Source organism: Rhodococcus sp. BP-160, assembly GCF_019836205.1.
In the GTDB taxonomy this organism is placed as follows: Bacteria; Actinomycetota; Actinomycetes; order Mycobacteriales; family Mycobacteriaceae; genus Rhodococcoides.
Genome location: NZ_JABUEK010000005.1, coordinates 54,270 through 77,671, shown reverse-complemented (window position 1 = coordinate 77,671; position 23,402 = coordinate 54,270). Strand labels below are relative to the sequence as shown.

General features: G+C 69.1%; 24 protein-coding genes. 9 read left to right on the top strand and 15 right to left on the bottom strand.

The window, feature by feature from the left end; all coding sequences use genetic code 11:
• The first annotated feature begins 114 nt into the window (after nt 1–114).
• From HQ306_RS18380 to HQ306_RS18370, 3 genes are read left to right on the top strand one after another with little or no spacing between them, the layout of a single operon-like run.
• On the top strand, nt 115–1,761 hold the full coding sequence (locus tag HQ306_RS18380) for an Hsp70 family protein (protein WP_222633040.1): 1,647 nt from the start codon (nt 115–117) through the stop codon (nt 1,759–1,761).
• A 37-nt stretch (nt 1,762–1,798) separates the two neighbouring features.
• The gene (locus tag HQ306_RS18375; protein WP_261770067.1) at nt 1,799–2,791 is read left to right on the top strand and encodes a DUF1839 family protein; all 993 of its coding nucleotides are present in this window, start codon (nt 1,799–1,801) and stop codon (nt 2,789–2,791) included.
• Nucleotides 2,784–5,192, top strand: coding sequence for a hypothetical protein (locus tag HQ306_RS18370; protein WP_222633039.1), 2,409 nt, complete (start codon nt 2,784–2,786; stop codon nt 5,190–5,192). The genes HQ306_RS18375 and HQ306_RS18370 overlap by 8 nt, the downstream gene beginning before the upstream one ends.
• A gap of 74 nt (nt 5,193–5,266) precedes the next feature.
• Here HQ306_RS18370 and HQ306_RS18365 read toward each other — a convergent pair whose 3' ends face one another.
• From HQ306_RS18365 to HQ306_RS18315, 11 genes are all read right to left on the bottom strand, one after another.
• Entirely contained in the window at nt 5,267–6,211 is a 945-nt protein-coding gene (locus HQ306_RS18365) for an amino acid--[acyl-carrier-protein] ligase (RefSeq protein WP_222633038.1), read from the bottom strand.
• 2 nt (nt 6,212–6,213) lie between these two features.
• Nucleotides 6,214–7,398, bottom strand: a complete 1,185-nt coding sequence (locus HQ306_RS18360) for an acyl-CoA dehydrogenase family protein (protein WP_222633037.1) — start codon at nt 7,396–7,398, stop codon at nt 6,214–6,216.
• Between the two features lie 5 nt (nt 7,399–7,403).
• Nucleotides 7,404–7,658 (bottom strand): acyl carrier protein, encoded by a 255-nt coding sequence (locus HQ306_RS18355; protein ID WP_222633036.1) that lies wholly within the window; start codon nt 7,656–7,658, stop codon nt 7,404–7,406.
• A gap of 143 nt (nt 7,659–7,801) precedes the next feature.
• A complete protein-coding gene (locus tag HQ306_RS18350) occupies nt 7,802–9,055 on the bottom strand; it encodes a YibE/F family protein (protein WP_222654660.1) in 1,254 nt (417 codons plus the stop codon).
• Between the two features lie 628 nt (nt 9,056–9,683).
• A complete protein-coding gene (gene add / locus HQ306_RS18345) occupies nt 9,684–10,691 on the bottom strand; it encodes an adenosine deaminase (protein ID WP_222633034.1) in 1,008 nt (335 codons plus the stop codon).
• The gene (locus HQ306_RS18340; RefSeq protein WP_027506955.1) at nt 10,688–11,959 is read right to left on the bottom strand and encodes a pyridoxal phosphate-dependent aminotransferase; all 1,272 of its coding nucleotides are present in this window, start codon (nt 11,957–11,959) and stop codon (nt 10,688–10,690) included. The genes add and HQ306_RS18340 overlap by 4 nt, the downstream gene beginning before the upstream one ends.
• An 84-nt stretch (nt 11,960–12,043) precedes the next feature.
• Nucleotides 12,044–12,691, bottom strand: a complete 648-nt coding sequence (locus tag HQ306_RS18335; protein WP_222633033.1) for a hypothetical protein — start codon at nt 12,689–12,691, stop codon at nt 12,044–12,046.
• Nucleotides 12,688–13,266 (bottom strand): hypothetical protein, encoded by a 579-nt coding sequence (locus HQ306_RS18330; protein ID WP_056443995.1) that lies wholly within the window; start codon nt 13,264–13,266, stop codon nt 12,688–12,690. The genes HQ306_RS18335 and HQ306_RS18330 overlap by 4 nt, the downstream gene beginning before the upstream one ends.
• Before the next feature lie 22 nt (nt 13,267–13,288).
• Complete coding sequence (locus HQ306_RS18325; protein WP_027506952.1) at nt 13,289–13,561, bottom strand: DUF4235 domain-containing protein; 273 nt, start codon at nt 13,559–13,561, stop codon at nt 13,289–13,291.
• The gene (locus HQ306_RS18320) at nt 13,558–13,929 is read right to left on the bottom strand and encodes a DUF3618 domain-containing protein (RefSeq protein ID WP_222633032.1); all 372 of its coding nucleotides are present in this window, start codon (nt 13,927–13,929) and stop codon (nt 13,558–13,560) included. The genes HQ306_RS18325 and HQ306_RS18320 overlap by 4 nt, the downstream gene beginning before the upstream one ends.
• On the bottom strand, nt 13,926–14,366 hold the full coding sequence (locus HQ306_RS18315) for a phage holin family protein (RefSeq protein WP_222633031.1): 441 nt from the start codon (nt 14,364–14,366) through the stop codon (nt 13,926–13,928). The genes HQ306_RS18320 and HQ306_RS18315 overlap by 4 nt, the downstream gene beginning before the upstream one ends.
• A gap of 147 nt (nt 14,367–14,513) precedes the next feature.
• Between HQ306_RS18315 and HQ306_RS22675 the strand changes: the two genes are divergently transcribed.
• Together HQ306_RS22675 and HQ306_RS18305 are read left to right on the top strand one after the other, a co-directional pair.
• Entirely contained in the window at nt 14,514–14,693 is a 180-nt protein-coding gene (locus HQ306_RS22675; protein WP_235579024.1) for a DUF2613 domain-containing protein, read from the top strand.
• Nucleotides 14,694–14,698: 5 nt separating this feature from the next.
• Nucleotides 14,699–15,715 (top strand): DUF3068 domain-containing protein, encoded by a 1,017-nt coding sequence (locus HQ306_RS18305; protein ID WP_162246758.1) that lies wholly within the window; start codon nt 14,699–14,701, stop codon nt 15,713–15,715.
• Here HQ306_RS18305 and galK read toward each other — a convergent pair.
• Genes galK through HQ306_RS18285 form a run of 4 tightly spaced genes read right to left on the bottom strand, consistent with a single transcriptional unit; the run spans nt 15,706 to nt 20,366 of the window.
• The gene (gene galK / locus HQ306_RS18300; RefSeq protein WP_222633030.1) at nt 15,706–16,863 is read right to left on the bottom strand and encodes a galactokinase; all 1,158 of its coding nucleotides are present in this window, start codon (nt 16,861–16,863) and stop codon (nt 15,706–15,708) included. The genes HQ306_RS18305 and galK overlap by 10 nt on opposite strands.
• A complete protein-coding gene (galT, locus tag HQ306_RS18295; RefSeq protein WP_222633029.1) occupies nt 16,860–18,005 on the bottom strand; it encodes a galactose-1-phosphate uridylyltransferase in 1,146 nt (381 codons plus the stop codon). Before galT ends, galK begins: the two co-directional genes overlap by 4 nt.
• 55 nt (nt 18,006–18,060) lie before the next feature.
• Nucleotides 18,061–19,608 carry a hypothetical protein gene (locus tag HQ306_RS18290; RefSeq protein WP_222633028.1) on the bottom strand — a complete coding sequence of 516 codons (1,548 nt, stop codon included), beginning with the start codon at nt 19,606–19,608 and terminating at the stop codon, nt 18,061–18,063.
• Nucleotides 19,593–20,366, bottom strand: coding sequence for an ABC transporter ATP-binding protein (locus HQ306_RS18285; protein ID WP_222633027.1), 774 nt, complete (start codon nt 20,364–20,366; stop codon nt 19,593–19,595). Before HQ306_RS18285 ends, HQ306_RS18290 begins: the two co-directional genes overlap by 16 nt.
• An 85-nt stretch (nt 20,367–20,451) precedes the next feature.
• Between HQ306_RS18285 and HQ306_RS18280 the strand changes: the two genes are divergently transcribed.
• The 4 genes from HQ306_RS18280 to HQ306_RS18265 all read left to right on the top strand — a co-directional run bounded on the left by HQ306_RS18280 (nt 20,452) and on the right by HQ306_RS18265 (nt 23,350).
• On the top strand, nt 20,452–21,138 hold the full coding sequence (locus HQ306_RS18280) for an SOS response-associated peptidase (protein WP_222633026.1): 687 nt from the start codon (nt 20,452–20,454) through the stop codon (nt 21,136–21,138).
• Nucleotides 21,139–21,207: 69 nt separating this feature from the next.
• Nucleotides 21,208–21,837 (top strand): nicotinamide riboside transporter PnuC, encoded by a 630-nt coding sequence (gene pnuC, locus HQ306_RS18275; protein WP_222633025.1) that lies wholly within the window; start codon nt 21,208–21,210, stop codon nt 21,835–21,837.
• Nucleotides 21,834–22,886 carry an AAA family ATPase gene (locus HQ306_RS18270; RefSeq protein ID WP_222633024.1) on the top strand — a complete coding sequence of 351 codons (1,053 nt, stop codon included), beginning with the start codon at nt 21,834–21,836 and terminating at the stop codon, nt 22,884–22,886. The genes pnuC and HQ306_RS18270 overlap by 4 nt, the downstream gene beginning before the upstream one ends.
• Nucleotides 22,883–23,350 carry an SRPBCC family protein gene (locus HQ306_RS18265; protein WP_222633023.1) on the top strand — a complete coding sequence of 156 codons (468 nt, stop codon included), beginning with the start codon at nt 22,883–22,885 and terminating at the stop codon, nt 23,348–23,350. Before HQ306_RS18270 ends, HQ306_RS18265 begins: the two co-directional genes overlap by 4 nt.
• Nucleotides 23,351–23,402: the final 52 nt, after the last annotated feature.

The window sequence follows — 23,402 nt, the reverse complement described above, 5'->3', positions numbered from 1 at the left end:
CGCGCTGGTCCTCCCATGCCCGGATTGGTACTGTCGGGCCGAAACCGCGGGGTGTTCACAGTCGAAAGTCGGCCGAGCAGGGACCACGATCTCGTGACAGGGAGAGGCTGAGGCATGACTGCCGTGTACGGGATCAGTGTGGGAGCCGCCGCGCTTCGTCTCGTGCGGACGGATTCCGATGCGATAGAGGCCGGGACGGTCGCGTTCGAGATGAGGGTCGTCGACACGGTCGAACGCCCGACGGCGAGTGACGTCCGAGACGCTGTTCGCTCTCTGCCGACGGACGGCGACTGCGTGCGTGCCACGGTCGCGGTTCCCGAAAGTCGGCTGGCCGAGGTGTCCGCTGCGGTCGAGGACTCGACCGTCGCCGTGGTGGACGACACGCGCGCGGCACTCGCTTTCGTCGAGTTCGCTTGGCTGGCCGACGGTTACCGGACTCTCGCACTCGTGGACGCCGGCGCGACGGGCACGTCGGTCACCATCGTCGACACCGAGGCCGGACGTCGCACCGAGACGGAACGATCCTCCGCTGGTGCCGGGCGAGCCCTGGATCGGATCGTGGTCGATCATCTGCTCGACGCCCAGATCGTCGATCGCCCCGGATCCGAGGACGCTGAACGGGAGTTGGTCACCTTCGCTCGATCGGTGAAGGAGTCTCTGTCGACGAGCGTGCTCGCGCGTGCGTCCGGCGGTGCGATCGAACTGATGAGCCGAGACCAGCTGAACGCACTCTCGGGCGCGACGATCGCGGCATGCGCCGACATGGTGACGGACGCTGCGTACCGGTGCGGACGCCCGGTCGACGTCGTCGTGTTGATCGGCGGGACCGCGCGTATGCCGGCTCTGCGCGATGCCCTCGAGAGCCGTGTCGGCGTTCCGGTCGTCGTCCCGGACGAGCCCGAGGCGGTGGTCGCCAAGGGAGCCGGGTTGCTGGCGGGGCTCGGTCCGTCACCCGACGACACCACCGAGCTGAGCGTCGCCGGGTGGTTGGGCGAGGATGCACCGACGATCGAGCCCGGAACGGCACGGCAGTCGTCGTCGTCGCTCGAGCAGCCCCCCACCCCGGGGTCGTCGCGCGAGGAGACCGACACGGTCGACGGAGTCCTCGAGCCGTTGCCGTTCTCTCGATCGGAATCGGACAGCGTCGACACCGAGGCCATCGAACTCGCCCACATCGTCGACGACGTGGTCTCCACGGTCCCGTCGGCACCTGCGGGCAGCCCTTATGATTCGCCGACCCGTCCGTTCCACACCGTCGCCGACCGCCCCGCGTCTCCGATCGAAGACCTGGATCCGCCGGCCGTGGGTGGGGAGACGCCGCCTTCGACACCGTCCTCGATGCGCCTTCCCCGCGCTGCCGCGATGGTGCTGACCGTTCTCGCCGTGGCCAGCGGTGTGCTGTGGGCCGTGGTTCGCCCCGGTGTCGAGGTCGAGGCCGCGCCCGCCACTGTCGCCGACGCCGTTCCGGCCGTCACCACGACGACGACGGAGCCCACCACGACCACGCCCGCTCCGCGCATCACCACGACCACCACCGAGCCGACGACCACACAGCCCCTGATCGACGACGAGGAGGAGCCCGCGTACGTCCCGCCGCGGACCTCCACGCGGATCCCCACCGTCGACCAGCCTCTCGACCCCACCACGGAATCGGCCGCCCCGAGCGCCGCGGTGCAGGTCCCGACGCCGACCACACGTACGAATCCCTTCGAACTCACGGTCCCGCCGATCTTCGATCAGCTGCCCATTCCGGGGTTCTGAGCGGCTAGAGTGCAGCGACCACCTCAGGAGATCGCCGATGACCGGTACCACCACGCCTTCCTCGATGTCCGCCTCGTTGGGCGCGGACGCAGCGCAGCACGTTCCGCATCCCGTTCATCGCGGTGATCGGATCTGGTCTCAGACCAACTGTTACGTCGATCTGTGGATCGAGCTGGTGCACGCGCTGAAGGCGGATCCGATTCCTGCCATGGCCGTGGTCCTGAGTACGGACTTCGACGGTCGGCAGTGGGACTTCGTCAAGTTTCAGCCCGAGGACATGCGCGCTCTCCTCGGAATACGCATCGATGAGATGAATGTCTGGAAGCCGTTCTGGCAGCACATCGTCGAGAACCTCGAGGACGGTGTTCTCTGCACGGTGGAGGTGGACTCCTACTTCCTGCCCGACACGGACGGCATCAACTATCACATCGAGAGTTCCAAGACGACCATCGTTCCGGTCGTCGTCGACACCGATGTGGAGCGCATGGAGTACTTCCACAACAGTGGTTACCACGTCGTGCAGGGCGAGGACTTCCGTCGCGTCCTGTCGCTCGATGCCCCGGTTCCGTTGCCGCCCTACATCGAACGCATCGGCATCGACCGGGATCGCTTGGCACTCGGCGCCACTCACGACGACATCGATCTCGCGGTCGCACGGTCCCACGTCGCGCGTCGGCCACGCCGGAATCCTGTCGCGGCTCTCGGTGACCGCGTGCAGGCGGACATTCCGTGGATCCAGCAGGCCGGTCCCGAGCAGTTCCACCTCTGGTCGTTCGGAACCCTGCGCCAGTGCGGATTCACGGCAGAACTCGGCGCCGACCTCGCTCGGTACCTCGAGTCCCGAGGCGTGGCCGGCAGCGATGCCGCCGTGGCTCCGTTCCTCGACGTCGCCGCCGGGGCGAAGTCGGTGCAGTTCAAGATGGCGCGCGCCGCTCGGGGGCGCGCGGTGGACGTGACCGGCGCGCTGCACGAGATGGCGCAGTCGTGGCAGTACGCCACCGACACGCTGGCCTCCGCACTACATGCCTGAGGTGCGGTACGACCCTGTCGCGTCGAGCTCCTGGACCGTGATCGGCTCGGCCGCAGGTGCGTTCGAGGCACCGTCCGCCGTGCTCGGCGATCCCACTCCCGCCGTGGTCCCGGGTACGGTCGCATCCGCTCTGGGGCCTGAGGTCGACGCGGTGCTCGACGCTCGCGACTGGTGGTACGGCACGACCGTCGACCTCCCGGCCGGAACGACCCTGATCACGTTCGACGGTCTCGCGACGCGTGCCGAGGTGTGGGTGGACGGCGAGCTCCATGTCCGGAGCGAGTCGATGTTCGTACCGGTGGACGTCGAGATCCGCGGTGAGGCAGCTCGATCCGTGCGCCTCGATCTGGCGTTCCGAGCTCTCGACGCTGTGAGCACTCCACGGCGGCCCCGTGCCCGGTGGCGGTCGTCGATGCTGGATCGGCAGTCTCTGCGCTGGATCAGGACGTCGGCGCTCGGACGGGCGCCCGTGTTCGTGGGTGCGCCCGCACCGGTCGGGCCGTGGCGAGCGGTCCACGTCACCGACCCGGACCGACGAGCGTTGCGGGTGACCGGCACCCTCGTCCAGGACGGCGCCGTCCTCCGCGTACGCGGAACCGCACGACCAGGCGAACGCTTCTCGGTGTCCGTCGCGGACACGACCGGATCGGTCACTGCAGGTGCCGACGGAGCGGTCGACACGACGTTCCCGGTCGACGGGGTGACACCGTGGTGGCCGCACACGCACGGTGAGTCGAATCTGTACGAGGTGCGGGTCGACGGTGAGATGCTGTGTCGCACAGGTTTCCGCTCAGTCGCCTTCGATGTCGTATCCGGGGAGCTGACGGTCAACGGTGTAGCGGTCTTCTGTCGCGGCGCGTGCTGGGTGCCGCTCGACGTCCGCAGTCTGCAGAACGATCCCACGACGCTCGAGGCCGCCCTGGACTCCGTGGTGGCGGCAGGGCTGAACATGCTCCGCTGCACGGGCACGATGGTCTACGAGGACGACGCCTTCTTCGACGCGTGTTCACGCCGCGGCATCCTGGTGTGGCAGGACCTGATGGTGACCACCATCGACCCACCGGAGACGGACGAGTTCACCGAACTGGTGACGGAGGAAGTGCGACACCTCCTCCTGTCGACCTCGCATCATCCGTCACTGGCGGTGCTCAGCGGCGGCAGCGAGACGCATCAGCAGCCGACGATGGTGGGTCTCGAGGCCCCGAACTTCGTCATGGCGCTACTGGACGACGTGGTTCCCGGCATCGTGGAGGACGAGCGACCGGAGCTGGCGTACGTGCCGTCCACTCCGTACGGGGGTCCGCTGGCCACCCACGTGGGAAGCGGCGTGGCGCACTACTTCGGCGTCGGTGGCTACCTGCAACCGCTGTCGGATCTGCGCCGGGCGGGGGTGCGCTTCGCCGCCGAATCACTCGCGTTCTCCGTGCCACCCGAGCGTCGTGCAGTCGACGACATGTTCGGATCAGCGGCCGTCGCCGGGCATCATCCGGTCTGGAAGGCCGCGGTCCCGCGCGACCGTGGATCGTCGTGGGACTTCGAGGATGTCCGAGACCACTACGTGCGCACGGTGTTCGGTGTGGATCCCGCCTCGATTCGTCGCGACGATCCGGAGTTGTACCTGGACTTCGGGCGTGCGGCGATCTGTGAGGCGGTGAGCGCCGCGTACGAGTTCTGGCGCAGCTCGGCGTCGCAGTGCCACGGGGCCCTCGTACTGACGTACCGCGACACTGCTCCCGGCGCGGGCTGGGGACTGACGGACGTGGCCGGTCGTCCCAAGGCCCCGTGGTGGGCTCTTGCGCGCGCGGCCCGGCCGGTGACCATCCTGATGACGGACGAGGGGATGGACGGGCTGCGACTCGAGGCCGTGAACGACAGCGAGTCTGCGCGTGCCCTCACGTTGTCCGTCTCGGCGCACACTCGCAGCGGGGTCGTGGCAGCGGAGGGGCACCGCGAGATCACGGTTCCGGCGCGCGGGAGTGTCGTCGTGAGCGCAGACGAGATGGTGGGTCGTTTCACCGACGCCACCCATGTACATCGCTTCGGAGTGCGCACCTTCGACGCGATCCGTGCGACCCTCTCCGACGGCACGACAGGGCTCGTCGCAGAGAGTGTGCATCTCGTGGGTGGTCCGATGGTGCCGCGGCAGAACGACATCGGACTCGCAGCGACCGCGGACATCGACGATGCCGGCCGGCGACACGTGGAGGTGAGCACACGTTTCGCGGCACAGTACGTGTGCCTGGACATGGACGGATGGCTGCCGCAGGACAATTGGTTCTCGTTGGCGCCGGGAACGACACGGCGAATTCCGCTCACGCCGTCCGGGTCCGGTGACAAGACACCGTCCGGTCACGTGCGTGCACTCAATGCGGAGGCGAGAGCGCGCATCGAGAATCGGTGACGCGCTCTCGCCTCCGTCGGTTCGGACCTCCCTCAACCCAGGCCCGAACCGGTCAGTGAGCCCCCCGAGCTCCGTCAGGAGAGGCGGAGGCTGCCCGGCCACCGCGAGGTGTCCAGGCCGTGTGTGCGCACCATCGCGAGGGCGATGCGCTCCATACCGAAACCGACACAGGCACTGTGGGCCTCGTTGCCGTCCGCGGTGCGAATGTCGAAGGTCTGACCGAAGTGGTCGCGGTGGCAGTTGCACGAGACCACCGCGGTGCCCTCGTCCAGGTCGCCGTAGAGGCGGACCACGAGCTCGGTCTTGAGGTTCTCGTTGCGCTGGTTCGCGGCCAGCATGCGTCCCGCGCGACCGAAGAACGGGTCGTTGGCGATGACGGGGGAGGCGTCGAGCCCGAGGTCGGCCAGCACCGTCATGCCGCGCTCGATCCACGACTCACGGTGTTCGACGGCCTGGTCGGGGGTGCCGACCTGGACGAACTCGTGCATCCGGAACGCCTGCATGCGAGCAGGATCCACGGCGGGCTCGTGCCGGAAGCAGTACCCGTAGACGTCGAGCATGGTGCCGCCGTCGGGAAGCTGACCGGTGAGCATGGAGTAGGACGGGTGGCACGCGGCCGACACCAGCATGGTGCCGGCGGACTCGAGCCAGTGGTCCCAGTCCTTGCCCTCGGACCGTGCCGCGAGCAGCTCGGCGTGGGCCTTGTTGTCGCCGGAGAAGGTGGTGATGGCGCCGGTGAGGTTGGGGAACGAGGCGATGTAATCGGTCTTCTCGAATGCGTCGCGCGGGAACACCGGTGGGAATCGGAAGCGGCGCAGCGCATTTCCGTGTGCGGCAGCGCCTGCGGCCTTCACCTTGGAGTCGATGAGATCGATGATGTCCTCGAACTCGCCCGAGCGGCCGTACAGACCGTCGAGGGAGCTGGGGACGAGGAGACCGGCGCCGACGAGCTGATCGCGGAAATCGGCACGGGCCAGATCGAGATCGGAGACCACGTCGCGGTCGAGTGTGGAGGTCATGGTCAGATCCCCTTGTAGACGAGCGAGAGCTGGGCGTTGTGGCCGAGGATGCGCTCGTTGCTCACCATGATCGCGGAACCGTGCGAGTCGCGGAGGTGGCGGCTCATGCGCAGTTCACTGTCCTCGCGGTAGCCGGCGATGCCGCAGATCAGTAGTGCGCGCGCGACGATGTCGATGAGCAGGTTCGATGCGGTGACCTTGACGTTGTTGATCTGCAGTGCGAAACCGATCGCGCCGAGGGCCTCGGCGTCGTCGGCGATCGCGTCGAAGGTGTCGCCCGCGCGGAACACGGTGTCGGTGAGCTGCTGGTGCACGACGAGCAGTTCGGCCAGACGTGCGGCGGCCGGAGGAGTGACACCCGGAGTCTTGCGCGCGGCTTTCTGCACCGACTTGCGAGCCTTCCGCACAGCGGCGTCGGCGATACCCAGCCAGGCGCCGCCCCACAGGACGTGGGCGGTCGGCAGCATCGTGCGAGCCGAGATGTCACCGTAACTGTCGGGGAGGACCCACTGGGCGTCTCCGGAGGCGTGCAGCATGAAGCCGGGGCTGCAGGTGCCGCGGAAGCCCATGGTGTCCCAGGTGCCGGTCTTCTCGAGCGTGAGGTCCGCTCGCTGACAGGCGACGAGGACCTGGTCGCTCGGGGCACTGTCGACCGAGCGCCGTGCTGTCGCCAGGACGACGTCCGAGTACTCGCCGTACGAGATGACGGGGGCGTTCTTCGTGAGCGTGTAGCGGTCGCCGTCGTACTCCACCGCGCACCCGCTGGTTCGGACGTCGCCACCGATGTTGATCTCGGTGGTGGCCGACGCCACGAGGAGCTGCTCGTCGACGATGCGACGCAGAAGAGAGCGAATGGCATCCGACGTCAGGCCGTGACGCGACAGGCTCATCACCTGGGTGTGGTGCATCGCGAAGATCATGGCCGTCGACGCGCACTCACCACCGAGCGCGCGCGACACAGCCGCCAGCTCACTGAGCCTGTAGCCGCCGCCGCCGAGCGACGAGGGGATGGACGCGGACAGCAGGCCGCCGGCACGCAGCGCGTCGACCGACTCGGTGGGGAAGCGGGCTTCCCGGTCGATGGCATCGGCGTGCGAACGCACCACCGCGAGTACCTCGTCCAGGGGCAGCGGAGTGGGGGTGGAGTCGACGAGGGCGCCGGCGGGGAAATCCTCGAGTGTCGTCATGGTGATCAGGCCAGCTCGGCGACAGCGTCGGCGATGGCCGCGACGCTGGCAAAGGTGGACTTCTGAAGCAGGCGGTCGGGGAACTCGACATCGAACTCGTCCTCGAGCGCGATCATCACGTTCACACTGGCGTGCGAGGTGAGGCCGGCGTCGTACAGATCGTCCTCGTTGCCCACGGACGCGATGGTGACGGGCAGCTTGCCGTACTTGCCCAGAACCTCACGGATGCGGTCGATGTCCTCGACGGTCAGTGTGTTCATTCGATGTTCCTCACATGTGTCGATGTGCCTTGCTTCTGCGATGAACAGACGCGTAGGTTCCCGAACCCAGTGAAAACAATACACGAGAATGTTTTTGTGACAAATACATACCGTGAGACGACTGACGACGCCGTGCCGGGGTGTCAGCGCGCGGAGTGCCGACCGCTCACGGGGGCGCGTCCGCGGGGCGGCCGGGCGAGCATCACGGCGATCGCGGTGGTGAGTGGAACGGACAGCGCGAGGGCCGTGCCGCCCACGCACGAGCGGACGATCTCGATGGCCACCGCGTCTCCGGTCAGGACGTTGCCGAACGAGCGGCCGGCGACACTGAAGAGCAGCAGCAGCGGCAGCGCGCCGCCCGCGTAGGCCAGGACGAGCGTGTAGACGGTGCTGGCGATGTGGTCCCGCCCGACGCGCATCGCGGACGTGAAGATCGACCGTCGGGTGGCGCCGGGATCGAGCGCTGCGAGCTCGAAGGCTGCCGACGCCTGGGTGATCGTCACGTCGTTCAGCACACCGAGCGACCCGATGATGAACCCGGCGAGCAGGAGCCCGGTGATGCTGACGTGGTCGAGATAGGCCTGCACGTCGGTGTTCTGTTCCTCCGACAGACCGGTCACCCGGGTCAGCCTGATGGCTGCTTCGGACAGTCCCGCGGCGACGCCCATCGACACCACGGTGCCGAGCAGCGCCGAGCTGGTGCGCAGATTGGGCCCGTGCGCCAGATACAGCACGCCGTAGAGGATGACGGTGCCGCCGACCAGGGCGACCAGGATGGCGGACCGGCCGTCGAGGATGGCGGGGAGCACGAAGCCCACCAGCACTCCGAGCGCGAGACCGAGCCCGAGCAGTGCGCGCAGCCCGCGCCACCGCGCGATCACACAGATGACGACGGCGAAGACCGCGACCACCAGCAGCAGCGGTGTGGTGCGGGAGTAGTCGTCGAACCCGTAGATCGCGGTTCCGCTGTCGTCGGTGCCGCGGACGAGGCGGATCTCCTCGCCGACGCGCAGATCGGGCGTGCCCGGCCCGGGCGTCACCTCGAGCAGGGTGCGGGTGCCCTCGTTCACGCCGGTGTCGATCGACACGATGCTGCGATTGCACTCGAAACCGGAGACGGTGGGCGGAGTGGGGGCGCCGCTGAAGACGCGCCCGTTGGAGGAACTGCCGCACGGACCGATGTCCTGCGACACCACGGTGCCGTACTCGGTGGCCACGACGCCGCCAGTCGCACTCTGGAACGGTGCCGGCACCTCGACGGTGCGATCGCTGGGCCACAGCAGCACCACGCCGACGATCGCGGCGATGCCGACGACGGCGAGGATGCCGAGCACCAGTCTCGCGGCGATCTTCCCGATGGGGGCGGGACCGGAGCTGTGTCCGTGGCCGTGTGTCACGACGCCAACACTAACGGTGACGCGGAGAAGGAAATGTGGGCGCGAGCGGCGCGGGACGAAAGCGGGTGGCGGGGAAGCAGGGGGGGTGTCCCCCGCCACCGACCGAGCGGCCCACCGGGGGGGTGGGGGGCCGTTCGGCGCTTTCGGAACCCCGAAGGGCTCATGTACGAACATACCCGCGAACGCACGGTTCGATCATCACGGGGTTGAAAAATGTGCCCGAGACGTTGTGTTGTGTCACACAGCGCGGTGTATGGCACTGCGCGTCACACCAAGTGCAGGTCAGGGACTGTGCCGGCGCTTCCGTAGGGGTTCCGGGTTCTCGTACGTGTTGCAGCATCCGCGGGAACCTGGAACACCCGCGGGAATGCAGGCACGCCGTGCTGCGAGGGTTCCGTGAGGCGCACACCCCCTGCGGCCTGCGGGGAGGGGTGTGGGTGGCTGGAGGGCGTGCGGTGGTGCCGGCGCTCCCGTAGGGGTTCCGGGTTCTCGTAGGTGTTGCAGCATCCGCGGGAACCTGGAACGCCCGCGGGAACACGGGCACGCCGTGCTGCGCGGGTTCCGTGAGGCGCACACCCCCTGCAGCCTGCGGGGAGGGGTGCGGGTGGCTGGAGGACGTGCAGCGCCCCTAGGCCTCCGGGAATTCGACCGCCGCGATCTCCGCCCGCAACTGCTCCTTCAGGTCCGGGTCCGCGTACGACGCGTCCACCCCCGCGAGGGCGAGCGAACGCAGGGCCGACGCGTCCAGCCCCATGCCGTGCGCGGCGAGGTACTCGGTGGTGAGGTCGGTGCCGAACATCGACGGGTCGTCGCTGTTGAGCGTCACGGTCAGCCCCGCGTCGATCATGGCCGGCAGCGGGTGCACGTCGAGCGACTCGACGACGCGGGTCCGGATGTTGGAGGTGGGGGACACGTCGAGCGGGATCCGGTGCTCGATCAGGTGCGCGACGAGCTCGGGGTCGCCGAGCGCGGCGATGCCGTGGCCGATGCGTTCGGCCCCCAGATCGCGCAGCGCCGACCAGATGCTGTCCGGCCCGCCGGTCTCGCCCGCGTGGGGGAGCGAGTGCAGTCCCGCCGCGCTCGCCCGCGCGAACACGTCGGCGAACTCCGCCCGCGGCACCTCGATGCCCCCGATGCCGAATCCGACGATCGAGTCGACGCGATGCGCCAGCACGGCGTCCAGGGTGCGGTTTGCCGCATCGGTACCGAAGTCACCGGGGAAATCGGGGATCCAGCGCGCGACGATGCCGGTCTCGGCCTCAGCACGCAGCCGGCCCTCCTCGACACCCTCGAACACCGCCGCCGCGTCCACCCCACGCATGAGGTGCCCGAAGAGACTGATGTGCATCTCGGTGTACCGCACGTCGTGCGCCGCCAGCGCGGTGAGGCTGTCGTACGCGAGCCGCGCGAAGTCCTCGGGATCGCGCAGCACGCCGATCGACGTCAGGTACACCTCGATGAAGTGCGGGAAGTCGCGGAACTCGAACCACTCCCGCAGCGCGTCCTCGGTGCGCGGGATGGCCTCGACCTGATGCTTGTCGGCCAACGCCTTCAGCGTGCTCGGCCACATCGACCCCTCGAGGTGGACGTGCAGCTCGACCTTCGGCAACGCCTCGACGAACGCCCTGACGGTCACTGCCGGTACGACGACAGGAAGTTGCCGAACCGTTCGATCGCCGTGCGCAGATCGCGGGCCCACGGCAGCGTGACGATGCGTAGGTGATCGTGGTCGGGCCAGTTGAAGCCGGTTCCCTGCACCACCAGGATCTTCTCCTGCAGCAGCAGGTCCTGCACCAGCTTCTCGTCGCTGTGGATCTCGTGCACCTCGGGATCGAGGCGCGGGAAGGCGTACAGCGCACCGCGCGGCTTGACGCAGCTCACGCCGGGAATGGCATTGAGTCCCTCCCACGCGACGTCACGCTGTTCGAGCAGTCGCCCGCCCGGCAGGATGAGGTCCCCGATGCTCTGGTGGCCACCGAGTGCGACCTGAATGGCATGCTGCGCAGGCACATTGGGGCACAGGCGAGTGGACGCCAGGAGGTTGATGCCCTCCAGGAAGCCCGCGGCGTGGTCCTTGGGTCCGGTGATCGCGAGCCAGCCCGCGCGGTATCCGGCCACCCGGTAGGCCTTGGAGAGACCGTTGAAGGTGAGGCACAGCAGGTCCGGCGCCATCGTCGCCATGGACACGTGCTGGGCACCGTCGTAGAGGATCTTGTCGTAGATCTCGTCGGCCAGCAGCAACAGGCTGTGCTTGCGTGCCAGCGCCGCGATCCCCCGCAGCACCTCTTTGGAGTACACCGCACCCGTCGGGTTGTTCGGGTTGATGACCAGGAGCGCCTTGGTGCGATCGGTGATCTTCGACTCGATGTCCGCGAGGTCGGGGTTCCAGTCGTTCTCCTCGTCGCAGCGGTAGTGCACCGCCTTGCCGCCGGACAGCGTCGTCATCGCCGTCCACAGCGGGTAGTCGGGCGCCGGGATGAGGACCTCGTCGCCGTCGTCGAGCAGCGCCTGCATGGTCATCGTGATCAGCTCGGACACGCCGTTGCCGAGGTAGATGTCGTCGACGTCGAGGAACGGGAAGCCGTCGACCAGCTCGTAGCGAGTGACGATGGCGCGGCGGGCCGACATGATGCCCTTGGACTCGGAGTACCCCTGCGCCGTGGGAAGCGCGGCGATCATGTCGCGCACGATGACGTCGGGTGCCTCGAAGCCGAACGGCGCCGGGTTGCCGATGTTGAGCTTCAGAATGCGGTGGCCCTCGGCCTCGAGACGGGCGGCGTGGGCGTGCACGGGTCCACGGATCTCGTAGAGGACGTTCTGCAGCTTGACGGACTGCTCGAGCGGGCGCAGCGTGCGCTGGCCGGCCTGGCGCGGCGTCGTGTCTGATGTGCTCACGTCCGCCATCGTCTCACTGTCGGCCCCGTCGAGTGGTCTGCCCCCGAGCAGTCCAGTGACTGTCGGGGGCAGACGGTGAGTCGACGGGCGGTGTCAGCTGTCCTTCGACGCCTCCGCGACGTCCGCCAGGCGTTCGGCGTCGTCGCGCTTCTCGGCGGCGTCCTCGAGCTTCTCCGCCGCGTCCTCGATCTCCTCGGTGCGCGGAGCCTTGGCCTCGGCCTCGCGGCGTTCGACCTCCGACAGCTTCGCTTCACGCTCGGCCTCGGCCGCCGAGATCCGTTTGTCGGCGATGTCGTCGGCGCGCGACTTGCGGTCCTCGAGTCGTGCGGCGGCCTTCTTGCCAGCGGCCACCTTGTTCTCGATCTCCTGGTCGGCCGCGTCGGTCGCCTTCTCCTCGGCGGTCTCGCGAGCCTTCTTCGCCCGCGTCGTCGCCTCGTCGACCCTGTTCTGCGTCTCGCGCGTCGCCTGTGCACGCTTCTCGCGGGCCTGTGCCTCGAGACGGGTGGCCTTCTCCAGATCCGCGGCCGCGCTGCGCATCTTCTGGCCGCGCCGCGCGAGGTCCTCGTCACCCAGGACGGCACCCGCGGTGGCGTCGATGCCTCCGACGATCTGCTGGTACGTCGCACGGACCGGACCCTCGGCGTCGAGCCGACTGATCACGGTGGACTCGAACGCCTGCAACGGAAGTCGCGCGATCGAGTACTGCAGTCGCAGGATCCGGCGGGGCAGGGACAGGCTCACTTGGTCTCCTCGGTGTCGGTCGACGCGGCCTCGCGCTCGGCCCGGGCGGCGCGCTCACGTGCCTGCGCCGCCTCCTGCTCCAGTGCGTCGGCCTCGTCGAGCTTCTCGTCGTATTCGCTTCGCGCAGCGGAGATCTCGTCGGCCGCACGGGCCTCCTCCTGCTGCCGCTCGCTGGTGGCCTCGGCGATGCGCCGCTCCGACTGTGCCTCGGCGGCGACGCGACCCTGCTCGGCGTCACGCATCGCGTCGGCCTCCGCCGTCGTGTGCGCACGGAGCCGGTCGTTCTGCGCCGCAGCCTCGGACGCGTCGGTACGGTCCTCGACGGATTGCCGTGCGACGTCCGCCTCGGCCTCCGTTTCGGCGATGTCCTGCTGCGCCTCCTCGATCTCGAGGGCGGCGGCGGTCTCGGTGGCCTCGGCCTCGCGGCGGCGTTCCACCTCCGCCTGCTCGAGCCGTCCGCGATCGGCGAGTTCGTCGTTGTTGGTCACGGCGCCGGCCACTTCCTTGGCCCGGCCCTTGATCTTGTCGACGAAGTCGCTGCGCGCCTCGGAGGCTGCACCCTGGTTCTCGGTCACGAAAGGCTCCTTCTGATGATCGTCACTTGGGGTCTTCCTTGGCGAGTGCGCGAAATCCCTTGGCGCCGGCGCGGTCGACCCCGGCCTTGACCAGCCCGTACACGACACCGTGCAGCGCTGCGGCGATCAGGACCTCACGGTTGGTGCGTGAGAGATCCTTCGGATCGGGCATCTCGGCGTCGTTCTTGCCGACGCGCTTGTAGATCTGGTTGAAGATCTGTCCGGCGACCAAGCCACCGACGATGCTCGTGGCCAGGGAGAGCGGCTTGTAGAACGCCTTCGACGTGCTGGTCATCGGCCGGCCAGGATGTCGAGGACGCTCTGTCGGCGCAGCGCCGTGCGCGCACGACGACGGCGGACCAGGGCCACGAGGACCACGGCGGCGAGCGCACCGGCGAGCGAGATGCCCGCGACCTGCGGGTTCTCCTTCACCTGCGCGACACCCTCCTGTGCCTTGGAGACGCCCTGCTGAGCGACCTCCTGCACCTTCTCCGTCGACTCGTGGGCCGCGGCGGAGACGCGAGCGGGCACGTCGACCTTGGCCGCGAGCGCCTCGACGGTCTCGGCCAGCTCCTCGCGCTGCTGCTCGACGGACGGCGGCTCGGCATCGGCCTCGGTACGCAGGGCGTGACGCGGTTCGGACGCGTCCTTCGGGTCGGTCATGAGTGAGCCTTTCGGGCGTTCTGGACGGTCTCGACGTCGCGCTGGACGCTGGCGACGGTGGCGGCAGGTGCAGGCGGAACGGCATTCTTCGCCTTGGTCGCGCCGACCTTGGCGAGGATGCCGCCGACGATCAGCAGGACGACGGCGACGATCAGTGCCGCGAGCCACGGGTCGAGGACCGTCGCCAGGCCGAGGACGGCGGTGGCGACGAGGGTCGCGAGGCCCAGGAACAACAGCAGGGCGCCGGCGCCGGAGACACCGATGCCGACCCCGAGCTTGGTGCCCTTCGACTTGACCTCGTCGAGTGCGCTGCTCACCTCGGTGCGCACCAGCGTGCTCACCTGCTGGGTCAGGCGCTCGACCAATTGCACGGTGGACAGATCGGCCGCGGCCGGTGCGTGGCCGCCCGTATCGCTCGTGTGCCGGGTTTCGTTCATGAGCCGGGTTGTACCCGCGACCCGACCGGGCGAAACGGGAGCCTCCAGAGGTCCGCGCCCAGATCGTGGACTGTTCACAACGTCGGGACGGCCTCGGGCGGTGTCCGAAATGACACAGTTGGACGTCGAGGATCGGATGTGGGGGACGTGGCTGTGAGAAGTGTCGTGGTGCCGGCTGTGGCCAGCCTGCTCGTGGGTGGGGTGTTGTCCGCCGGCGCGGTGGTGGGCCTGACGTGGTCTGCCGAGGAGACCGTCCGGCCGGAGCCGGTGGTCACCGCCGATCCGTCGGCCTCGGTGCTCGGCGACGTGCAGTACGGGAGCAGGTGATCGACGTGGCGCGACCGACCCTCCTGCGCGGCAGCGCGTGTGTCCTGCTCGCGATCGGCAGTGCGGCCGTGGTGGGGGCGATCATGCTGCCCACCTACGTCGAGCATCGACTCGCGGTGACGCCCCTGGACATCCGCACCACGACGGTCGCGGTCACCGATCCGGGAACCGGCGGCGACGTGCTCGACGCGACGTCCATCACGCGGCCCGGCCCGCTGTCCGTGGCCACCGGGGTCCCGCTGGTGGTGCAGCGCTTCATCACCACCGAGGATCCGAGCGACGCGGATCGCGTGACGTTCCAGTCCGGCGCGACCGTGCGCCGTGCGGACCGGGAGGGCGATGCCGGTCTGCTGACCGCGTCGGTCGACCGGGTCACCGTCGATCGACGCACGTCGCAGCCGGTCGATCCGGTGGCGTCGTTGCAGACCACCGTCGGCAAGCCGGCCATCCCGGTGCCGCGGACCGGATATCAGCAGCGCTTCCCGTTCGACACCCAGCCGATCACGTACTCGGTCTACGACGCGACGGCCTGGACGAGCTTCCCTGCAGAGTTCGTCGAGGAGATCTCGATGGACGGGCTCCCGATCTACCACTTCCGCACGCAGGTCACCGGTGCCGATCTCTCCGAGACGACGCAGTCGCCGATCAACTCCGTGACGCTGCCCGCGTCGAAGTGGGGGCTCGAGGGGCTCGGTGAGCAGTCGATCACCATGAAGCGGTACTACTCCACCGTCCGCGACATCTACGTCGAGCCGCGCAGCGGCAGTCTCGTCGGCGGTCGTGAGCAGCCCTACCAGTACTTCGCGCGCGACCCTGCCGTTCCGGAGGTCACCGTGTTCAAGGCGACCCTCGGGCTCGACGAGGACGGGCAGAAGGAGCAGCTCGACCGCGCCCGCGAGTCGGCCACCAAGCTGATGTGGCTCACCGACCGCGGACCTGTGCTGCTGTGGTCCGTCGGGGGTGTCGGTCTGGTTCTGGGTGCGGCGCTACTCGTCGTCTCGGGTCGGCGTTCTCAGCGCTGACGGTGCGCTGCCCCGGACGGGGTGGCGGTGAGGAAGGTGGGGGTGGGCAGCCCGGCTGCCGATGCCGCCTCGGTGACCGCGTCCGCGACCGCCTCGGTGCGCGTCCGGTCCACCAGGGCGATGGCCGAACCGCCGAACCCGCCGCCGGTCATCCTGGCGCCGAACGCGCCGGCGCCCAGCGATGCCCGGACGGCGGAGTCCAGTTCCGGCGAGCTCACTTCGTAGTCGTCACGCAGTGATCGGTGCGATGCGGTCAGCAGCGCCCCCAACGCCGCGAGATCGGGTGTGGCGTTCAGGAGTTCGGCCGCCTGCTCCACGCGGACGATCTCGCTGGTGACGTGCCGGACGCGTGCCGCCGACACCTGGTCGGTCATCGCGGACGCCGCCGCCTCCGGGTCGAGACCGCGCAGCGTCGACACGCCGAGGTCGGCGCACGCCTTCTCGATCGACGCGCGCCGCCGGCCGTACTGACCGTCGACCAGCCGATGCGGTGCGTTCGTGTCGATGACGAGGATCTCCGCGTCCGGGAGATCGAGCGGAATCTGTCGGGAGGAGAAGTCGAGACAGTCCAGCAGCAGCGCGTGGCCCGGTTCCGCGAGCATCGCGATCGACTGATCCATCCCGCCCGTCGATGCGCCGGCGATCTCGTTCTCGGCGCGGATGCACGCGTCGATCAGTGCCCGCCGGTCGGCGTCGAGATCGAACAGGTCCCGGAGTGCGACCGCCACAGCACATTCGAGAGCAGCCGAGCTGGACAGGCCGGAGCCCACGGGGACGGACGAGTGCACCGCGATGTCCGCGCCCATCGTGAGCCCCAGCGCCCACGAGACGCCGGCGACGTACGCGCCCCACCCGTCCGGGCTGCCGGGAGCGATGGCCGACAGTGCGATACCCCAGTGCATGTCGGAGCCTGTCGACGCCGCCCGCAGTACTGCGTCGTCGCGTCGGCGGGCCGCGACGGCGGTGACGTAGGGCAACGCGAAGGGAAGGACGAGCCCGCCCGCGTAGTCCACGTGCTCGCCGATCAGGTTCACTCGTCCCGGCGCGATCCAGACGCCGTCCGGCTCGCCGCCGAAGGTCGTGCGGAACCGTTCGACGGCACCGTCGGCGAGCTCGGCCTCGTCGACGACCGGCAGCCACGCGGTCACGCGAGCACCTCCCGGAACCTGTCCGCGATGGCCTCGGGTGTGGTGTCGTTGATCCACGCGCCCATGGCGGACTCGGATCCGGCCAGGAACTTCATCCGCCCCGGCGATCGCATCATCGAGAACAGCTGCAGGTGCAGACTCCCCAGGTCACGGTCCGCACCGACGGGCGCCTGATGCCACGCGGCGATGTAGGGCACCTCGTCGACGCCCTCGAAGAAGTCGTCGACGGCACGCAGCAGAGCGCGATACACACCGGCCAACGCGTCGCGTTCGGCCGTCGACAACGCAGCGAGATCGGGAACGGCGCGGCGCGGGGCGAGGTGCACCTCGACGGGCCAGCGGGCGGCCGCCGGTACGTAGGCCACCCAGTACTCGGTGTCGACGACGATGCGGCGGCCGGACCGCAGCTCGGTGTCCAGTACGTCGGACAGCAGTGAGCGACCGGTGCGCTCCCGGTGCAGCCGGGACTGCCGGATCATCGCGTCGGTCCTCTGCGGCAGGTAGGGGTAGGCGTAGATCTGCCCGTGCGGGTGAGTGAGGGTCACCCCGATCTCCCGCCCCCGGTTCTCGAAGCAGACCACCTGGCGCACCCCGGGGAGGGCGGACAGTGCCTCGGTGCGGTCGGCCCACACGTCGACGATGGTGCGCACCCGGTGCAGGTCGAGCGAGGCGAAGGAGGCGTCGGGGTCGCTGGCGAAACACACCACCTCGCACCGGCCCGTGCCGGCAGCGAGCGGCCAGAGCTCCTCGCCGTCGACGTGCGACGGAAGGTGCTGCGCCGCTGCCGACTGCGCGAGGGAGGGGAAGCGATTCTCGAAGACCACGACGTCGTAGTCGGCAGCGGGGATCTCGGTGGGTGGGCGTCCCGGGCGGCTCGGCGCGAGCGGGGACGCGTCGGGCGGTGGGAGAAACGTGCGGTCCATCCGCTGCGCGGCGATGACCACCCAGTCGCCGGTGAGCACGTCGAGTCGCATCTGCGACAACGACTCCGACGCGGGGAGGGGGCGCGTGTCCACCAGGTCCCGCGTCTTCTCCCCGGACACCCAGGGCTCGGAGTCGTCGAAGTACAGCAACTCTCGACCGTCGGCGAGGGTGGTGCTGGTCTTGCGAACGACGTGCGTCGACGGTTCGTGCATGGTCATGCCTGTGTGTTCCTCGCTCTCGGCTCCCCGGACCACATCGTGCACGGAATCGTGATCAGGCGCTGACGGTTGCGAAGATCTCCGGGCCGCGGCTGGTCACCAGAGCGACGGCTCGACGCCGGGCCACCACCACGATGCATCCGCCGAGCAGCAGGGAGACGACGGGCGCGAGCCAGACGAGGACGCCCGGGAGGGCCAGCGCGATCAGGACGCCCGGCAGGCACAGGAGGGCACCCCCGGCCATCACGGCGAGCGTCCACCCGATCGCACGGCCGGTCATCGACCCGCGGGAATTGAACGCGCTCCCCGCGGTCTGTCCTGCGACGACGTACGGGCTGGCCGCCGACTGCACGGCGCCGGCCGCGGCGGTGGCCAGGGACGCGGCCATGACGACGGCGGCCGCCACGGGGAGAGTGCGCGGCGACGGATCGCCGACGAGGCGACCGAGGACAGTCCCGACGGCGCCGAACACCACGGCCACCACCGCCGCGATGACGAGACGCGCGTCGATGACGCGTCGCGCCACACCCGGCACCGACGTGACGCGCCACGCCGCTGCGCCGTCGAGGCCGTACGAGTTGGCGAACATGCTGCTGGTCAGCAGGATCACGATCGGTGCGCCGTACTGCAGGCCGTAGATGTCGGTCGAGGTGGCCATGAGCACGACTCCGACGAGCAGGAACACCCCCGGCATCGTCAGCAGTCCCACTCGGCGCGGATCGACCAGCAGCAACCTGCTCTCGGCGGCGATGGCCGTGATCATCGGTCCACGCGCACGGAACGTCGTCGTCCGACGGCGGTCGGTCCGGGAGCGGGGCGGCGTGCTGTCGAGCGCGGCCGACACCGCCGAGGTCCACCACCGCACCACCAGTGCGCCGAGTCCGGCGAGCGCGACGGCGACGAGGACGGGCACCCACCACCTCCCGTCGTCGACTGCCTCGCTCGACACCGCCGCCCATCCCGTCGGCAGGACGCGCACCGCGGTGCGCAGAAAGGTGTTGTCGGCGAACGACGTCGAGACGTTGCCCAGCAGAAGGAAGGCCGCGTACGCGGCCGCGGCGACGACGGTGCCACCGATCGTCGAGAGGATGCGGCCGCGGGGAGTGCGCGATGCCGCATCCAGGCGGAGGACGGCGACACGGGACACGGCGAGCGCGACACCGACGGTGAGCAGGGCGATCACGGCGGTCACGATGCGTGCCACGGGCGAGACGTCCGGAACCGCGACGGGCGTGAGGGCGAGTCCGACGACGAGGAAGACGGTCACCCCGCTGCGCGCACCGATGAGGGCGAGGGCTCTCCGGAGAACGTCGGCACGCACCGGTAGGTGGCGCACGTGTGCCGGGACGAGTCCACGATCGCCCACTCCGGTCAGCAGGGGAGCGACGACGGTGAGGACTACCACCACCACGGCGCACAGTGCGGCGAGCGTGGCACGCGCCGAGGGCTGTGCGCTCAGCGTGATCGCGTACATCGCCCCGAGCGACGCGATCGCGGTGATCACGATCGCGATGCGGGCACCCGATCCGGTTGCTGCTCTGCGTATCTCGCGATCCAACGACAACAGTGTGCGGACCGGCGCGCTGATCATGAGCCCAGCCATGGCAACTCGGCCGCCTGGTCACCGCCGCCGACCGCGTCGAACAGCGCGCCCTCGAGGGTGCCGCCGGCACGCACGTCGTCGATCGTGCCGGCGGCCAGCAGAGAGCCGCGGGCGAGAATGGCCACGTGCGAGCACATCTGCTCGATGAGCGGCATGGAGTGACTCGACACCATCGCGGTGCCGCCCCGCGCGACGAAACTCTCGAGAAGGTGCCGAATGGTGCGGGCGGACATGGGGTCCACCGCCTCCAGCGGCTCGTCGAGCACGAGGAGCCGCGGCGAGTGGATCATCGCCGCGGCCAGGCCGATCTTCTTCTTCATTCCGGCGCTGTACGTGGAGACCGCGCGGTCACCGGCCTCGGCGATGTCCAGCACCGCGAGCAGTTCCTCGCAGCGATCGTGCGCCACCGCGGGATCGAGACCGTGCAGCACTCCGACGTAGTGCAGAGCCCGCCGACCGGGCAGGGCCTCGGGGAGTGACGGCCCGTCGGGAAGCAGTCCGACGCGCCCGCGGGCGGCGACCGGGTCGGCCCACACGTCGTGACCGTCGATCCACACCTGCCCGGCGGACGGGCGCACGATGCCCGTCGCCATCGACAGGAACGTGGTCTTGCCGGCTCCGTTGGGTCCGACCAGCCCGTACAGCGTGCCGGGCGGTACGAACAACGACAGGTCGCGCACGGCCGGTGCGCTCCCGTCGTACTGCTTGCTCAGCCCCCACGACTGCAGCGCGCCGGGTGTCTCGTCCACGGTCGACATGCGATCCCCCTCGTCGGTTGCGGTACTTTCCGACACTGACCAGACCGCCTGGCATGTCGCTACCCGTGCGGGGCAGAATCGAGGGATGTGCGGTCGCTACGCCAGTACCCGGTCCGACGACGACCTGTCGTCCATCTTCGATGCCGCCGTGGCGCTGGGGGAGGCGCCGGAACCGTCCTACAACGTGGCGCCCACGGATGCGGTGCGCATCGTGCTCGAGCGTGGGGAGGAAGCGCGCCAGCTGCGGACGGTCCGATGGGGTCTGATCCCGTCGTGGGCGAAGGACCGGAAGATCGCGAGCAGGCTGATCAACGCGCGGTCCGAGACCATCACCGAGAAGCCGGCGTTCCGCAAGGCCGCGGCGAAGCGGCGCTGCCTCGTTCCCGCCGACGGGTACTACGAGTGGGAGAAGCGAGAGGGGAAGAAGATCCCGCACTTCCTGCACACGGACGGTGTTCTCGCGATGGCGGGACTGTACGAGCTGTGGCCGGATCCCGCACTGCCCGAGGATGATCCGGGTAAGTGGGTGTGGACCACGACTGTGCTCACCACGACGGCCACCGACGCGCTGGGGCACATCCACGACCGGTCACCCGTCGTGGTGCCGGCGGACATGCGCGATGCCTGGTTGGACCCGACGCTGACCGATCTCGGCGCGGTGGCGGACCTGGTCCAGTCGATGCCCGAGCCGCACCTGTCTCCGTACGAGGTGAGCACGGCCGTCAACAGCGTGCGCAACAACGGGCCGCAGTTGCTCGAGCCGGTGGCCTGACCAGGGGTCGAGTTGCACTTCGAGCATTTCTGCGCCATGTTTAGCGCATAATCACGCTAAGGAGGCGTCATGACCCTGATCGAGTGGCTCGGATCCACCGCGTTCGTGTCCTTCGGGGCACCCACGTCGTGGGTCGAGGTCGTCGGATTCGTCACGGGCGCCACCTGCGTCGTCCTGGTCGTACGGCAGTCGGTGTGGAACTGGCCCATCGGTATCGCCAACAATCTGGCGTTCGTCCTGCTGTTCTTCGGCGCCGGGCTGTTCGCCGACGCGGCGCTGCAGTTCGTCTACGTCGCTCTCGCCGTGTCCGGATGGGTTCTCTGGGTCGGCGGCGGCACGCAGGGTCCGCTGGTGGTCACGTCCACCAGCCGTCGGGAATGGTGGTGGCTCGGCGCCGTCGGCGTGACGGCCACGCTGGCCATGACGTGGTTCCTCGACACCGCGACGACGTCGGTCGTGCCGTTCTGGGACGCGGTGACCACCGTGCTGTCACTGCTGGCGACGTGGGGCCAGGTGACGAAGCGTCGTGAGTCCTGGTTCCTGTGGATCGCCGCGGACGTCGTGTACGTGCCGCTCTACCTCTACAAGGACCTGGTGCTGACCGGTGTTCTCTATCTGGGATTCATCGCGCTGTGCGTTGCCGGGCTGCGAGCGTGGACACGGTCGATGACCCCCGCCGCCGTCGAGGTGCCGGCATGAGGCACGCGCTGATCATCGGCAAGTTCTATCCGCCGCACGTCGGTCACCACGCGATGGTCCGGTTCGCCGCCACGGTGGCCGACCGGGTGACCGTCGTGGTGATGGCAGCCACCGTGGAGTCGGTGTCTCTGCGAGACCGTGTGGCGTGGATGACCGAGTCGCACGCAGGCGAGAAGACGGTCACGATCACCGGCATCGTCTGCGACGCACCGATCGACCACACCTCACGGGCCGTGTGGGCGGCCCAGGTGGCGTGCATGCGCGCGGCCGTCGGGAACGAGCCCGTCGACGTGGTGGTCACCAGCGAGCCGTACGGCGAGGAACTGGCGCGGTGGTTCGACGCTCGACACGTGCCGTTCGATCTGCCGCGCAGCACCTTCCCGGTGTCCGGGACCGCGTGTCGACGCGACCTCGCCGCCTCGTGGCGCTGCCTCGACGCGCCTGCCCGAGCCGGTCTGGCGACGCGCATCGTCGTGGTGGGTTCCGAGTCGACGGGCACCACCACCGTCGCGGGTGCGCTGGCTGCACACCTTCGACAACGGTGGCCGGACACCGAGTGCGTCCACGAGTTCGGCCGGCAGGACACCCTCGACAAGGTCGCGGAGGTCGGATCGGTCGACGACATCGTGTGGACCGGTGACGACTTCGCCCGCATCGCGCGCACCCAGACTGCCCACGAGGACGCGGCAGCGCGGCGCGGATCGCCTGTGCTGATCTGCGACACCGACGCGTTCGCGACGACGGTGTGGGAGCGGCGTTACCTCGGCCCCGAGTCACACCACGCCGTCGCCGACGATCGCCCCGCCGTGTATCTGGTGACGGATCATCACGGAGTTCCGTTCGTGCAGGACGGTATTCGTGACGGTGAACAAGTGCGGGCGGACATGACCGGGTGGTTCCTCGACGCGCTCACGCGCACCGGCCGGTCCTGGGTGTTGTTGACGGGGAGCCGTGAGGAGCGCCTGCAGTTGGCGATCCGGGTGGCGGAGCTAGAACTTCGGCGACGAACCACCTTCACGGCGCCGCTCGGCGGCATACTCGAGGCATGACCGCACTCGAGCATTCCGACTCCATCGTGATCGCCGCGTCGCCCGACGCCGTGTACGCCCTCGTCTCCGACGTCACCCGGACCGGGGAGTGGAGCCCGATCTGCCAGGAGTGCTGGTGGAACGACGGTGACAGCGCCGACGTGGTCGGGTCCACCTTCACCGGGCGCAACGTCACCGCCGACCGCACCTGGGAGACGGTCTCGACCGTCGCCGTCGCCATCCCGGGCACCGAGTTCGCCTGGCTCGTCGGCGACTCGTTCGTGCGGTGGGGATACACCCTCGAGGCAATCGACGAGAACTCGACGCAGCTCACCGAATCGTGGCTGTTCACCGAGCAGGGGATCGAGTACTTCCACACAAAGTTCGGCGATCGCGCGCAGGAGGAGATCGAGATCCGCCGTACCGCCGCACTCGACGGGATTCCCCGCACGCTCGCCGCGATCAAGGCGATCGTCGAGTCCTGACATGCACGGTGAGCACGTGGTGGTGTTCGGGGGTTGCCGGGTCCGCCCGCGC

Excerpts from the sequence above, each read along its gene's own strand:
- HQ306_RS18315 (WP_222633031.1), bottom strand. The coding sequence starts at position 14,366 with ATGAACGAAACCCGGCACACGAGCGATACGGGCGGCCACGCACCGGCC.
- HQ306_RS18355 (WP_222633036.1), bottom strand. The coding sequence starts at position 7,658 with ATGAACACACTGACCGTCGAGGACATCGACCGCATCCGTGAGGTTCTG.
- HQ306_RS18380 (WP_222633040.1), top strand. The coding sequence starts at position 115 with ATGACTGCCGTGTACGGGATCAGTGTGGGAGCCGCCGCGCTTCGTCTC.
- HQ306_RS18265 (WP_222633023.1), top strand. The coding sequence starts at position 22,883 with ATGACCGCACTCGAGCATTCCGACTCCATCGTGATCGCCGCGTCGCCC.
- HQ306_RS18375 (WP_261770067.1), top strand. The coding sequence starts at position 1,799 with ATGACCGGTACCACCACGCCTTCCTCGATGTCCGCCTCGTTGGGCGCG.
- HQ306_RS18280 (WP_222633026.1), top strand. The coding sequence starts at position 20,452 with ATGTGCGGTCGCTACGCCAGTACCCGGTCCGACGACGACCTGTCGTCC.
- HQ306_RS18320 (WP_222633032.1), bottom strand. The coding sequence starts at position 13,929 with ATGACCGACCCGAAGGACGCGTCCGAACCGCGTCACGCCCTGCGTACC.
- galT (WP_222633029.1), bottom strand. The coding sequence starts at position 18,005 with ATGACCATGCACGAACCGTCGACGCACGTCGTTCGCAAGACCAGCACC.
- HQ306_RS18370 (WP_222633039.1), top strand. The coding sequence starts at position 2,784 with ATGCCTGAGGTGCGGTACGACCCTGTCGCGTCGAGCTCCTGGACCGTG.
- HQ306_RS18290 (WP_222633028.1), bottom strand. The coding sequence starts at position 19,608 with ATGGCTGGGCTCATGATCAGCGCGCCGGTCCGCACACTGTTGTCGTTG.
- HQ306_RS18270 (WP_222633024.1), top strand. The coding sequence starts at position 21,834 with ATGAGGCACGCGCTGATCATCGGCAAGTTCTATCCGCCGCACGTCGGT.
- pnuC (WP_222633025.1), top strand. The coding sequence starts at position 21,208 with ATGACCCTGATCGAGTGGCTCGGATCCACCGCGTTCGTGTCCTTCGGG.
- HQ306_RS18360 (WP_222633037.1), bottom strand. The coding sequence starts at position 7,398 with ATGACGACACTCGAGGATTTCCCCGCCGGCGCCCTCGTCGACTCCACC.
- HQ306_RS18285 (WP_222633027.1), bottom strand. The coding sequence starts at position 20,366 with ATGTCGACCGTGGACGAGACACCCGGCGCGCTGCAGTCGTGGGGGCTG.
- HQ306_RS18365 (WP_222633038.1), bottom strand. The coding sequence starts at position 6,211 with ATGACCTCCACACTCGACCGCGACGTGGTCTCCGATCTCGATCTGGCC.
- HQ306_RS18325 (WP_027506952.1), bottom strand. The coding sequence starts at position 13,561 with ATGACCAGCACGTCGAAGGCGTTCTACAAGCCGCTCTCCCTGGCCACG.
- HQ306_RS18340 (WP_027506955.1), bottom strand. The coding sequence starts at position 11,959 with ATGGCGGACGTGAGCACATCAGACACGACGCCGCGCCAGGCCGGCCAG.